The organism is Ruminococcus hominis, assembly GCF_014287355.1.
Classification (GTDB): Bacteria; Bacillota; Clostridia; order Lachnospirales; family Lachnospiraceae; genus Schaedlerella; species Schaedlerella hominis.
Genome location: NZ_JACOPE010000001.1, coordinates 1,174,577 through 1,187,108, shown reverse-complemented (window position 1 = coordinate 1,187,108; position 12,532 = coordinate 1,174,577). Strand labels below are relative to the sequence as shown.

10 protein-coding genes are annotated in these 12,532 nt (G+C 38.1%); all 10 read right to left on the bottom strand.

The genetic code is table 11. The annotated features are described in order from the left end of the window. Positions 1–22 precede the first annotated feature (22 nt). The 10 genes from H8S40_RS05130 to H8S40_RS05085 all read right to left on the bottom strand — a co-directional run bounded on the left by H8S40_RS05130 (position 23) and on the right by H8S40_RS05085 (position 12,480). Positions 23–991, bottom strand: coding sequence for a flavodoxin family protein (locus H8S40_RS05130; RefSeq protein WP_117989907.1), 969 nt, complete (start codon positions 989–991; stop codon positions 23–25). Positions 992–1,342: 351 nt separating this feature from the next. After that, complete coding sequence (locus tag H8S40_RS05125; protein ID WP_121055992.1) at positions 1,343–2,329, bottom strand: sugar phosphate isomerase/epimerase family protein; 987 nt, start codon at positions 2,327–2,329, stop codon at positions 1,343–1,345. 16 nt (positions 2,330–2,345) lie between these two features. Next, on the bottom strand, positions 2,346–2,777 hold the full coding sequence (locus tag H8S40_RS05120) for a C-glycoside deglycosidase beta subunit domain-containing protein (protein ID WP_186864745.1): 432 nt from the start codon (positions 2,775–2,777) through the stop codon (positions 2,346–2,348). A gap of 15 nt (positions 2,778–2,792) precedes the next feature. Then, positions 2,793–3,896, bottom strand: coding sequence for a Gfo/Idh/MocA family protein (locus tag H8S40_RS05115; protein WP_121055995.1), 1,104 nt, complete (start codon positions 3,894–3,896; stop codon positions 2,793–2,795). 226 nt (positions 3,897–4,122) lie between these two features. Next, complete coding sequence (locus H8S40_RS05110) at positions 4,123–5,190, bottom strand: Gfo/Idh/MocA family protein (protein WP_186864744.1); 1,068 nt, start codon at positions 5,188–5,190, stop codon at positions 4,123–4,125. Between the two features lie 37 nt (positions 5,191–5,227). Next, positions 5,228–6,004, bottom strand: a complete 777-nt coding sequence (locus H8S40_RS05105; RefSeq protein ID WP_186864743.1) for a sugar phosphate isomerase/epimerase family protein — start codon at positions 6,002–6,004, stop codon at positions 5,228–5,230. 221 nt (positions 6,005–6,225) lie between these two features. Further along, on the bottom strand, positions 6,226–7,002 hold the full coding sequence (locus H8S40_RS05100) for a MurR/RpiR family transcriptional regulator (protein WP_186864742.1): 777 nt from the start codon (positions 7,000–7,002) through the stop codon (positions 6,226–6,228). Between the two features lie 170 nt (positions 7,003–7,172). Continuing rightward, a complete protein-coding gene (locus tag H8S40_RS05095) occupies positions 7,173–8,501 on the bottom strand; it encodes a carboxylesterase/lipase family protein (protein ID WP_186864741.1) in 1,329 nt (442 codons plus the stop codon). 21 nt (positions 8,502–8,522) lie between these two features. Then, entirely contained in the window at positions 8,523–9,923 is a 1,401-nt protein-coding gene (locus H8S40_RS05090; protein WP_186864740.1) for an MFS transporter, read from the bottom strand. A 187-nt stretch (positions 9,924–10,110) separates the two neighbouring features. Then, the gene (locus tag H8S40_RS05085) at positions 10,111–12,480 is read right to left on the bottom strand and encodes a GH39 family glycosyl hydrolase (protein WP_186864739.1); all 2,370 of its coding nucleotides are present in this window, start codon (positions 12,478–12,480) and stop codon (positions 10,111–10,113) included. Positions 12,481–12,532: the final 52 nt, after the last annotated feature.

Genomic DNA, 12,532 nt, shown 5'->3' with positions numbered 1-12,532 from the left:
CCTAGCGGTTTCTTTCAGTATTTTATTTTTCTTCACCAACACCGATATATTTCTGTTTTAATTCATTCAGGTTCTCCACTTTTTTCTGTGTCATAGCACCATCACGAATCTCATTTGAGTGCTCCCATTTACCAGCATCGTGAAGACGTGATCTATTCTGCTCTTCTTCTGAGAAGATTACTTTGATATCTCCATCTTCAATTGTCAGTTCACCCTCGATACCGCAAACAGGACATTCAACTTTATTTCCTTTATGGCTGACTGTCAGAATGTCTTCATGACAGACTGGGCATGTTCCCTGATCATCTCCACGATATTTTGTACGCTCTTCTTCTGTCTTGGCGTTCAGAGCTTCCACAATATGCTTACCAAGCTGTGTCATTCTGTCCATAACATCCGGTCTTCCCAAAACATGACTAATATTCATTGCTCCAAAATATTTGTATTTATCGATTACATCGATTCCCATTGGCATTGTAAATTCATACATATTAGGGAGTGACAGTGACAGCCAGTTCTCTGTTCTTGCGCCACCAACTGTAATCAAAGCTCCAACTCTTGGTTTTACGCTTCTTACATCTGGATATGTCTGAGGATCTCTGCCCTCTTCGATTCCTTTTTCTACTGCTGGTCCACGGAATGTCTTATCATGAGAAGGTCCGATTCTGTCACAGACAACTTTAAAGTTACCTGTTGGTGCAAATTCATATGTCGGAGATCCAACGATAACAGCATCTGCTGACATCAATGCTTCTTCAATGATATAGAATTCGTCATCTTTATGTACACATGTACCTCTTCCGCGTCCTGACATCAGTCCACCTACACATGCACAACATCCTGTACAGATATGAATGTTAAGATCATCACAACGTACAAACTGAATCTCCATTCCTGCACGTTCGCATTCTAATAATGCTTCTTTAATCATGACCTCTGTGTTTGACATTTTTCTACCAAATGAGAAACCAACTACTTTTTTCTTTTCCATTTTCTTTATCCTTTCTTTTGTTTTTTCATTAACAACATAAGTCTCATTACAAATATATTGGAATTTTCTGTAACTTCTTTTGATGATGTATTTATCATACAAGATAAACGGATGAATCGTCTCTTATTTCTTTATTCTAATCTCATGTAAAATTTATACTTTTCTCTGATGTGTTTTGACACAGCAGAAAACCAAGGACAAAAAAACGAATAAAATTTTTGTCCTTGGTTAGTTTTCATTAGGAAGCCAGCAGGGACGGGGAAGCCGATAGGGACGGAGTTTGTGGCTTTTTTGCTTACAAAAAAGCCACAAACTCCGTCCCTATCGGCTTCCCCGTCCCTGTCGGATCCCTTACTCACATTCCTTAAGCAATTTTTTCACCATCGCAACGTGACGTGTCGTCTGCTCGATGCTGTCATAACCACCTTCTGCCTCATATTCTGTTACAATGTATCCTTCATAATCAGAAGCTGCTATAACTGGAATGATCTCCTCATAAGGAATTGCCACTTCATGGAGATTTTCATCTACGTAATGACATTTTCCATGCATCTCAAAACAATATGGCATAATACGTTTCAGCCCTTCCAGTTCTTTTGTACAGCTCTTTCTAAACTGTACAAATCCATACATACTGTTCAGTGTTCCGCCAAGCTGAGGACACTTTTCAATATCCGGTGCCATGATCTTCATTGCCTCTTCCATTGGGACTTCTTCGTAACGAAGCTGTGCACATTTCTCCAGTTGTTCTACTGTCGCACCTGCTGCCAGTGCACGATCCCAGTAAGGTTTATTTGGTTTTGTTGCAAAGCATCCAAAATCCGGAACAAATCCAATATATTTACTTCCTGACTTCTCGATTGCCTCTACATAATCTAAAATGGCCGGTGTAATCGGACTTTCCGGATTATGAATTTCAATTCCTACATGAACATTATAGGCCTCTGCATATGGAGCAATCCGCACCAGTCCGGATGGAGATAACAAATACTGCTCTCTCATAACTGTGCAGCCAAGTTTATTTGCAGAAATAATATCTGTAATAGCTCTTGCTACCATCTCATCTTCTGTCAGGTCGCGGTCTTTTAACATACCTCTGTCCATATTAGCTGAATAACAGATTGGTCCGATTCCATATTTTTCTTTGCATTTCTCAATAAATGCTACAAATTCATCACTGACATATGGATAAGAAGGAATCATCTGTGCAGCTACGATTTCATATCCTTCTGCACCAAGTTCTGCTGCTGTTCTGATCACACCTTCCAGATCAAGTTCTCCTTTTACATATGGTTCTGTCAATGAAAATAATGTAATTCCTGTTTTTACATTTGCCATGATATCAGTCCACCTCCTAATCAATTACCTTCATGTGTTTACTTCCACAGCTGTCTACCGGCATATACTGGTGATCTGGTCCGATCGGCATATATGGTGAGCGGAAGAACAATGTTACATCAATATCATGTTCCCCTTCACTTAATCCCCCTGGACAAAATACTTTGATTGTTGCTGGTTCAATAACCTGCCAGAATTCTGTATAGCATTTATCAAATTCAATCGGACTGAATTCTTTTCCATTAATACAGAATTTAATTGTTTCTGCTGGCACTTCTTTTCCGTCTACCTTTACACCGAATTCACCAATTACAGAAAGGAAATGTCCACGATAATAACTCAGACGAATATCAAACTGATATCCGATATTTTTTCCATTTACTTTCACATTTTTTAAACTGTCATCAACAACAACGTCAACGAAGTCCATTCTCATTGCAAATCCCATTTTCTATCTACTCCTTTAGAATTTGATTTCTTTATTTGCCTCTGCCGAACGATAGATTGCATCCAGAACCTTTGTTACTACCAATGCTTCTTCCGGTTTTACAAGCGGCTCTGTATCATTTTTCACTGCCTCCAGCCACTGTTTACAATCGATTGTTCCTTCTTCACCGCTTCCACCACCGAAGTATGCTACGGAGCCAACCGGTGAGATTGTCTCTTCCATTAACTGTCCGTTTCTTCCACGGTTATAGATCAGTTCATTCTTTGGATAGCTCATACCGGAATGAATCTCTGCTCCGGCAAGTGTTCCGCAAAGTGTTGTAGATGCTTCTCTGGAATCCAGGATATTCAGTGCCCAGCTTGCTTCCAGCATGATCGTTGCGCCATCTTTCATCTTGATGTATCCCATTGCAGAATCTTCTACTTCATAAGTTTCCGGATCCCATGGTCCGAAAAGGTTACCTTCTGTTGCCTGTGGAAGATGTCCCAGTTTGTAATATACAGATCCATTGACACTGTCAACGTCATAGTTGTTCATACACCACAATGTAATATCCAGAGCATGTGTTCCGATGTCGATCAGAGGACCGCCGCCCTGCAATGCTTTGTTTGGAAATACGCCCCATGTCGGAACTGCTCTTCTTCGAACTGCATGTGCTTTACCATAGTAAATCTCTCCCAATTCACCTTTTTCGCAGGAAGCATGTAAGTTCTGTACTTCCGGTCTGAATCTGTTCTGATATCCGATTGTAAATTTCATTCCTGATTCTTTCCATGCATCCACCATCTTCTGTGCTTCTTCTGGATTGTGGGACATTGGTTTCTCACAGTATACATTTTTCTTTGCTGCAAATGCATCTACCGCGATCTTACTATGAGATACATTTGGAGTACAGATGTGTACGATATCGATTTCCGGATCAGCCAAAAGCTCACGATAATCTGTGTAAACTTTCGCACCTTCTACACCATATTCTTCGGCTGCTTTTGTCGCACGTTCTTCAATAATATCGCAAAATGCTACCATCTCCGCCAGATCCGCATTATTCTTTAATGCCGGAAAATGTTTCTGGTTTGCAATACCACCGCATCCAATGATTCCTACTTTCAATTTACCCATTTGCTCTTACCTCCTGCGTTACTTTCTTTGTTGATACTAGGATAACATCCAACCGACATATTCACTGCCCCACATATGACTATTTCATTGTCTTTAAACCACCTTCCCTTTTTCGCAAAAAAACAAGAGGGGTCAAAATTATATGTCTAATTTTGACCTCTCCCATATTAAAAGATTCTATATATAAATGAGGGTAGGAGATATATAGTTTCTTTTAATCCAACTATTAATCAAATACGATTGTCTCTCCTGTTTCTGCTGATTTATAAATTGCTTCAATAACACGTGTTACAACTGCTGCCTGCTCTGGAAGAACTGCTGGTTCTGTTCCCTTTGTAATGCAGTCAACCCATTTTGTCATATCATATTCCCACATGTTATATTTTGCCTCCGGACTTTTAGTCTCTGTTACAAGTTTGCCGTCTACCATCTTAGTTACTCGTACGCTGTCTTCAAATCCCGGACCGACCATATCTGCACCTGCTAATGTACCTGCTACAGAACAGATAATTCCAGGAGCCTCCTGCTGCATATTAGAGCGCCATGCAGTTTCTACATAGAACATTGCTCCATTTTTCATTGTGATCATAGCCATAGCTGTATCTTCTACATCAAAGTTATTCGGATCCCATGGTCCAAGATCATTTCCTTCCGGGAAGTTTTTCATTTTGTCAAATGTTACTCCACGAACGCTGGCAACATCATAGTTGTTTGTCAGCCACATCGGAAGGTCGATGGAATGAGGACCTCCATCCATAAGAACTCCACCACCATTTAATTCTTTATTTGTATATACACCATATGCTGGCAGACGAGCCGGACGAAGCTGTGAAGAACGAATATAATACACATCACCGAATTCTCCGGCTTCATACATTCTCTTCATCTCCATCGGAGCTGTATTGTAACGCCACTGTGTACCACTTGTCAGTTTCTTTCCTGCCTTCTTCTGTGCTTCCAACATTTTCTGTGCATCTGCATAAGTACAAGCAAGCGGTTTCTCACAGTAAACATCTTTTCCATGTTCAAATGCACACAGCGTCATCTCGCAATGAAGCGGGTTTGGAGTACATACATGTACTACGTCAATATCCTCTGCTGCACACATTTCTTTATAATCTGTATAAACTTTTGCAGAAAGTCCAAAGTCTTTGTTTGCTTTTTCACATCGCTCTGGAATGACATCACACAATGCAACAATTTCTACTTCATCCAGATGATTTACAAGCTGTGTTAAATGTTTTGTTGTTCCGATTTCACCAATACCGATAATACCAATTCTTTTTTTTGCCATTGTTCTTTTCCTCCATTATTTTCTCACTATTTTTTACTTATTCCGGCAATACTGTGCAAGATGCCTTAACTTTTGCTTCCCGATCCTGGAATGTGAAGAATTCTAAGCAGAAGTTTCCGTCATATCCCAAGTCTTTGATCGTATTTAAAATGAATGGATAATCCAGTTCACCAACTGTAAGTTCAGCTCGCATCGGAGCTCCGGCTCCATGAATATCACCGATCCATTTCAGATTATTTTTAATTGTCTCTGTAATTTTTCCTTCAATATTCTGGAAATGGAAAATATCATAAAGAAGTTTTACATTTTCACTTCCCACACTCTCGATCAATCCAAATGCCTGTTTTGAACTTGTGAAGAACCCATCGGTCAAAGGTTCAACAAGAACTGTAACACCTTCTTTCTCTGCAATCGGTGCAAGCTTCTTCAACGCATCTTCCATCGCTTTCAAAACTTCCTGCTCAGAAAGATCTTTTGCGTATTCTGCTGCGTTTAAAATCAGTTTGTCACATCCAATCTGCTTTGCTTTTGGAACGCTCTCTGTAAACAGTGATACCAGCTCATCTGTTTTTTCTGGATTTCCTAAAAATGGAGCTCCTGCTGAAACACAGGCACGTACTTCGATTCCAAGCTCTTTGCTTGCTTCTGCAATACGTGCAAGGTCTCTTCCCTGCAGATCAAACATCTCAATTCCTGTCAAACCATTTTCCTTTGCCAGCTTCATTGCCTCAATGATTCCATCTGTATCCGGCCAAACCGGTCCTTTTTCACCAACTCCGACAAACATAATGTCGGCGCATAAACTGTACTTCATTTTTATTGCTCCTTCCTTTTTCTTTGTCATTTCGTACCTTTATTCTAGCGAAATAACTTTGTTCAGGCGTTCCTCCTCAGCAACACTTTTTCTGAAAGAAGAATAATGTTTCAAATCTGAAACCAAGGTTTCTGTGCTAAACAAGGTCCACTTGACCTTGTTGTCGCATGCATGGCAGCAAAAAAAGGAAGTGGTTTCGTCAATTCAAAACCACTTCCTTTTTAATCTATATATTTCATTCTATATATCTCATTTATCATAAAGAAATACATCTGGAATGCAAGAACACCTTCTACTACGCTTCCTGCGTTTCCATGAAACAGCACCCGGTCAAAATATATCTGATACCGGGATTTTCCAGCCAAACTTCCATATACTCTAGCTTTTTTCTTTTTTATATTCTCAAATACCTGTGTCATATCCATTGTTTCCAGATGATCAATCATATTTGTAAATACAATAGAATGTTCATCAAGTGTCAGGCTATCCTCCAGCATATCAGGAAACAGGCAATAATATCCTGTCTGTTTTCCATCCATTGATAAATTCTGCTGTAACGCCAATATCGAACTATCTTTATATGGTGTATAAAAGACAATTTTATCAGCCTGCGCCATCTCATCTACAATGGATTCCATCTCCTGTACATCCATCTGTGTATCCATTAACTGATACGTCTGCATAACCTGACTCATGAATTTTTCTTTGATTCCCTGTATCGTCTCTTCCGAATTTTCCGGTAAAATACGATTGTAATATGTATATTGTTTTACTGCTCTTTTCAGCTCATGATGAAATTCCGAGAAATTACTGTACCCCATCTTTTGAACCATTCGCCAGATTGTAGTTCTGGAAGAATTCGTCAATTCCGCAATTTCATATATCGTTCCGTTTGCCGCCGCTTCCATATTCTCCAGAATTCCTTTACAGACATTTCGATATGTACTGTCAAAGGACAAATGATTGTATAATTCTGTCAGATTCTGAAGTACATTCATAGTACCCTTCCCCCTAAATCAAAACTTATGTTTGTATTTTAGCATTTTCAAAATAGGTTGTAAATAAAAAAAGAAGAGAGATCAAAGTTCTTTCTGACCTCTCTTATATATTAAGATGCTTTATATGTATTTTAGGGTAGGATAAATGATATAAAGTCTCTTAACCAATATTATTCAAGCACTTTTACAGCTGGATTTTCTTTTGTACAAGGTTCCCATTCATCTTCATCCGCCGGTTTTCCTGTATGCATAAACTGAGTCCAATAATTCATCATATCTTCGCTCAACTGTCTGTCATGTTCTTCCCATGGGCGCCAGCAACGATCCATGGTACCAAACATATACCACAGTTCCGCACAATGGAATGCTCCCCATTCATCTCCTGGCAGATGTCTCTTAAAGTAATATACATAAGATGGCTGGTTCCAAAGTTCTTCCGCCTTCTGGCTCCATTCAATACAGCCTTTATAAAGAGCTGTCTTTTCTCCCTTTTCTATCATTTCAGGAGTTACAAACAGATCTGCTTCTGTTGTTCCCAGCATATACGGAATCTGTTTTACATGATTGTTATTTAAACAATCGGTCGTATTTTCTTTAAATACATATCCATCTGTAACCGGCATAAATAAAATCATCTCATGTTTTTTCTCAGCAAATTCTTCCGTCAATTCTTGTAGTTTTTTTGCCGGCATTGCACGTAATTCTTCCAACGTAGCAGCCTTTGTATACGCCACAAATTCTTCACCAATCTTCATTGTTTCTTCCCATGTACGTCCCGCAAGAGCTTCATTGTTATGAGCCCCTCCACTCTGGAATATCGCTTTTGAAATCATGTTTCCAGACAACTCTGTTGATACAAGGAATTGTGTACTCATAGCACCTGCTGATTGTCCAAATACAGTAATATTATTTGAATCTCCACCGAAATTTTCAATATTCTCATATACCCACTTCAGTGCTTCTATCTGATCCAGAATTCCATAATTTCCAGACACGCCATGTTCATTTTCTTCATTTAACCATGGATGAACCAAATTGCCCCACATTCCAAGCCGATATGCAATTGTTACTAAAATAACTCCTTTTTTGCAATACGCTTCTCCATCAAATTCTTTTTCCCAACTCCAGCCACTTCCAAATCCACCACCATGAATCCAAAATGCAACCGGAAGCTTCTCATCTGACTTTTCTGCCGGAGTCCATATATTCAGATATAAACTGTCTTCACTCATTTCTGGCGTATAACTCAGATCATCATAAAACTCTTTCACTAATTTTTCTTTCCAGAAAGGAACTTCTCCTTCTACATCGCCTTCCTGCCAGCCACGTTTCTGAAATGTATCTGCATGATACACTCCATCCCATGGTTCTATCGGCTGTGGTGCCTTCCATCGAAGCTCCCCGACAGGAGGTTTCGCATATGGAATTCCTTTAAATATCGTATATCCGTTCTCCTCTACGCCTTCGATTTTACCTGATTTTGTTGTTACACATTTCATACTAACCTAATTTCTCCATTCTTATTGCTCATTTAAAAGTGCTTCTCTTCTTTCTTTTAATTCAGCACGAACCTTCTCCATCTTTGTTTCATTTAAATCAAAGATCAGCATTGGGACGATTGCTACTGCAGCAGCTACAAGAGGAACAATATTAACACCAACATTAATACCTGTCAGTGCTCTTGCTGTTAAATCTGCACCATTTGTATATCCAAATGCAGCCATAACCATAAGTCCAACAGAACCTGCGATTGCAGAAGAAATCTTTGTCATTAATCCGTTAAATGCAAATGCAACTCCATCATTTCTGACACCTGTCTGATATTCGTAATTATCCAGTGCATCTACGATCATAGAACCTACACATGCACTGTATCCTCCACCAAGACCATAGATCAGATTTGCAACAATTGTATATGGAATGTTTGTGTATGGACCTGCAAACATCATAACCAGACCAACAATCTGAATAATCTGTGATACGATAACTACTTTTTTCTTTCCAAACTTCGCAATCATTGTTGGTATAAATGGAATCAATACAAGACTGACTAAACTTCCTATTGACATCAGTACAGAAGCCAATGCCATATTACCTACGCAGAACATATAGTAGTAAAATGCTGTACAGGCTCTTCCAATCTGACTGAACATTGCACAGAACATATATGCATATACACAAAGTAAATTTTTATTTGAGAAAATGGATTTTAAAAATCCCACAAACGATGTACCCTTATCTCTATTCTGTGCATCCGCAATTGCTTTTGCCTTCGCAATATTCGGATTCTCCTTACACAAATGAACCATAAGCAATACTAATGGTAATGAAACAACCGCATAACCAATTGCTGTCTTCTGATATCCGGCTTCCTGTACTCCTTTTCCAAGTAACATAATCAATGGCATCGTGCACATCCCTAAAACAGTGCTTCCAAGAGCTCCTGCCCACATACTGGATGCAAATAACTGATTCAGACGCTTTGGTGTGTCTGTCATTCTCGATGGTAATGCATTAAATGGAACATTCATTACTGTATATGCCATTCCCAGACCAATGTATGTAACATATGCATACACAAGCTTGGTTGTACTTCCAAAATTCGGTACACTGAATGTCAGTATTGTAAATACTACCAACGCAATTGCTCCGGCAATAATATAAGTACGATATCCTCCCACTTTTGTATAGGTTTTATCCATAATCGCTCCCATCATCGGATCATTGATACCATCCCATACTTTTGCTACAAGCAGAAGTGTTGCCACTGCTGCAGCAGACAATCCAAATACATCTGTATAAAAATAAGCAAGATACATGTTTACCATTGTAAAAGACAACTGACATGCAAAGTTACCCATTCCATACGCACCGACTTGAATCGGTCCTACGTTTTCTTTTTTTCCGTTTTTAATTTTCATTGAAACCTTCCTCCTTTTTCTTTGATGTCTATATTTTAGAATTTATATGAACGCAAAACTAATTCATTTTTGTCTTATAATTCTTCCTGCTTGAAAATAAGATTACTGTTATAAAAAAAGAAGCAAAAATCAAGTATATATTTGTCGATTTTTGCTTCTTTCCATTTATTAGATACTTTTTTATTTTTTATAATATTTGTATGAACGCCATCTCATTTGCTTCTAATAGAATATCCAATTGCATAACATCTTCACTTATTTGCAAATACTTCACTTCCATCCGTGGAATACATATTTGTTTTAAATATGAAATTTCTGATCGCATCAGTTCTTTTGAATAGCCGAGCTTTCCCCACTCTGCCAACACATTTCCATAAGCTTCACTTACTCTGTAAATACAAACTTTATGCCTTCCATTCCGTAAATTTTTTAATTCGAACTGCATCTTCAATTTATCATTATTTCGAAATATAAACGGAAGCTCTTTTACTTCAATGGTATTTTCATTTTTCATATTATAGCTATAACTAAACTGCTTTGCATTAAATGCCAAAATCTGAATGGTTTCCCTATGTTGAGATGTAGCGATATAATGTAGTCCTTTTCCGAGCAGCCTTTCTCCAAGCCATCCCCAGAATTCCATCGCATAATATGCCGGCTTTAATATACCATCTTTTGTAATCAATCCATTCGCTCCTATCAATGGAGACGTTGAATCAAAATACTGAGAAGGCCAGTCACTGATGCTACTGTAGTCCATCTGTTCCAATTTTCCCTGTGAATCCACCATCTGCATTAACATATGACACGCCTTTGCACAACTGTCGTTATAAATATTTCGCTCAGAAAGTGATGTATTCCACTCCGTCAACCAGAGTGGTGTATCCGGATATTCTATAGAATCAAGAAGATCATAATAAGATTCTATATCCTGTTTAACAAAATGCGTGTCCGATTCAACGCTAAGAAGACTGTAGTGGTTTCCTTTTTCTTGTATTTCTCTCTGTTCTACCTGATATGGATAGCTTATGAAAGTCAAAAAATTCGGTCTGTCATAGCGTTCCTTCCACCAGCACAACTGCTCTTTTAATGTATCTCCAAGCATTCCTGCATTCAATCCACTTCCACCTATCTTAGCTTCAGGAATATATTTTCTAATGATCTTCCATGTACGCTCATATAGAACCTTATATGGGATTTTCCCAGCTCCTGTCACCTTTTCCGGGTCATACCAGATTTCAAACATCCATTTACTGACTTCTTTCGTAGTATAATACTCCACAAGATGTCCTATAAGTGCATTAACTACTTGTTCCCATTCTTCTAAAGATAAAAAGATCTCATCTTTCTTAGTTTCTTCAAACTCTTTATCTGAGCCAATATTCACGATTCTCTTTCTGCGGCGTTCTGACAATTCTAAGACTGGGCACACTCCTTGTTCCAGCAAGAAATCTAATACTGCATCTACTTTTTCAAAATTCATCTGTTTCGTCTCATGACCGGAACGAATTTTCAATATCGGATCAAACGGATTCGCAATATGTACATACTTCAATCCCAAATCCTCAATTATTGTCGACACATGCTTTTGAACCTTTGCTTCCAATAAATCTGCGAACATCCCTGCATTCATACTTGTATTTGCTACATTTTTTAATACCTCTCCCTGCTGCAGATCCAGACAGATTTTCTGTTCTTCCTTTTCTTTTGATTGCTTTTTTTCTTCTGCATGTTGCAAGTATGCTTCAAGTCCTATCATATCTGACTCTTGTACATCTGTTTCTTTCTGTCTTAGATTTTGTCTATACTCTTTTGGTGTAATAGAAAATACCTGTTTAAAGTTTTTATTAAATACCGATATGTTAGAGAATCCACAATCATATGAAATCTCCGTAATTGACCGATTAGAAAACTGTAATTCTTCCTTGGCGTGCTCAAGTCGTAAACTTCTTACATATTCCGTAAAACCTTTTCCTGTTTCTTTTTTAAAAAAACGAGAAAAAGATGATTCAGACATATAGAATTGTTCTGCAACATCACTCAGATTTATGGCACGCTGATAATTACTCTGTATGTAATTTATAACCTTCCTGACTTTATCATTTACAGTCTCATAATCATCCCGGCTTCTGTCTGCGTCTAAATATTGCGCTTTCAATGCCTCCAACAAAGAATAATACAAACTCTTTACCCAGAATCCATTGGCATCTTCTTGATATTTTTTCAAAACAGCTTCTAATATATAGCGCATTCTTGCATAATCTGTTTCCGAATCTCTTACACTGTTACATACAAAATATACATTTTCTTTCTTCAGAACCTGTTTCAACTCATAATAATCAATATAAATCCGACATAACAGTGCATTCTGATATTCTTTCCAACTATGAATCTCATCTGAATTAATCAATACAATATCTTTTGAATTTGCCTGAAAACATTCCCCATTTATCGTAATATCCACATGTCCCATTAATATATACAAAAGTTCGACATTCTTATGCGAATGCATAGATTCTTCTATATTGGATAAAATCTGTATCTTCTGTATTTCCATTTCTGAGTCCTTCTTATTCTTGTATTTTTATCTGTCACTATATACTTGCCAA

Excerpts from the sequence above, each read along its gene's own strand:
- H8S40_RS05130 (WP_117989907.1), bottom strand. The coding sequence starts at position 991 with ATGGAAAAGAAAAAAGTAGTTGGTTTCTCATTTGGTAGAAAAATGTCA.
- H8S40_RS05125 (WP_121055992.1), bottom strand. The coding sequence starts at position 2,329 with ATGGCAAATGTAAAAACAGGAATTACATTATTTTCATTGACAGAACCA.
- H8S40_RS05120 (WP_186864745.1), bottom strand. The coding sequence starts at position 2,777 with ATGGGATTTGCAATGAGAATGGACTTCGTTGACGTTGTTGTTGATGAC.
- H8S40_RS05115 (WP_121055995.1), bottom strand. The coding sequence starts at position 3,896 with ATGGGTAAATTGAAAGTAGGAATCATTGGATGCGGTGGTATTGCAAAC.
- H8S40_RS05110 (WP_186864744.1), bottom strand. The coding sequence starts at position 5,190 with ATGGCAAAAAAAAGAATTGGTATTATCGGTATTGGTGAAATCGGAACA.
- H8S40_RS05105 (WP_186864743.1), bottom strand. The coding sequence starts at position 6,004 with ATGAAGTACAGTTTATGCGCCGACATTATGTTTGTCGGAGTTGGTGAA.
- H8S40_RS05100 (WP_186864742.1), bottom strand. The coding sequence starts at position 7,002 with ATGAATGTACTTCAGAATCTGACAGAATTATACAATCATTTGTCCTTT.
- H8S40_RS05095 (WP_186864741.1), bottom strand. The coding sequence starts at position 8,501 with ATGAAATGTGTAACAACAAAATCAGGTAAAATCGAAGGCGTAGAGGAG.
- H8S40_RS05090 (WP_186864740.1), bottom strand. The coding sequence starts at position 9,923 with ATGAAAATTAAAAACGGAAAAAAAGAAAACGTAGGACCGATTCAAGTC.
- H8S40_RS05085 (WP_186864739.1), bottom strand. The coding sequence starts at position 12,480 with ATGGAAATACAGAAGATACAGATTTTATCCAATATAGAAGAATCTATG.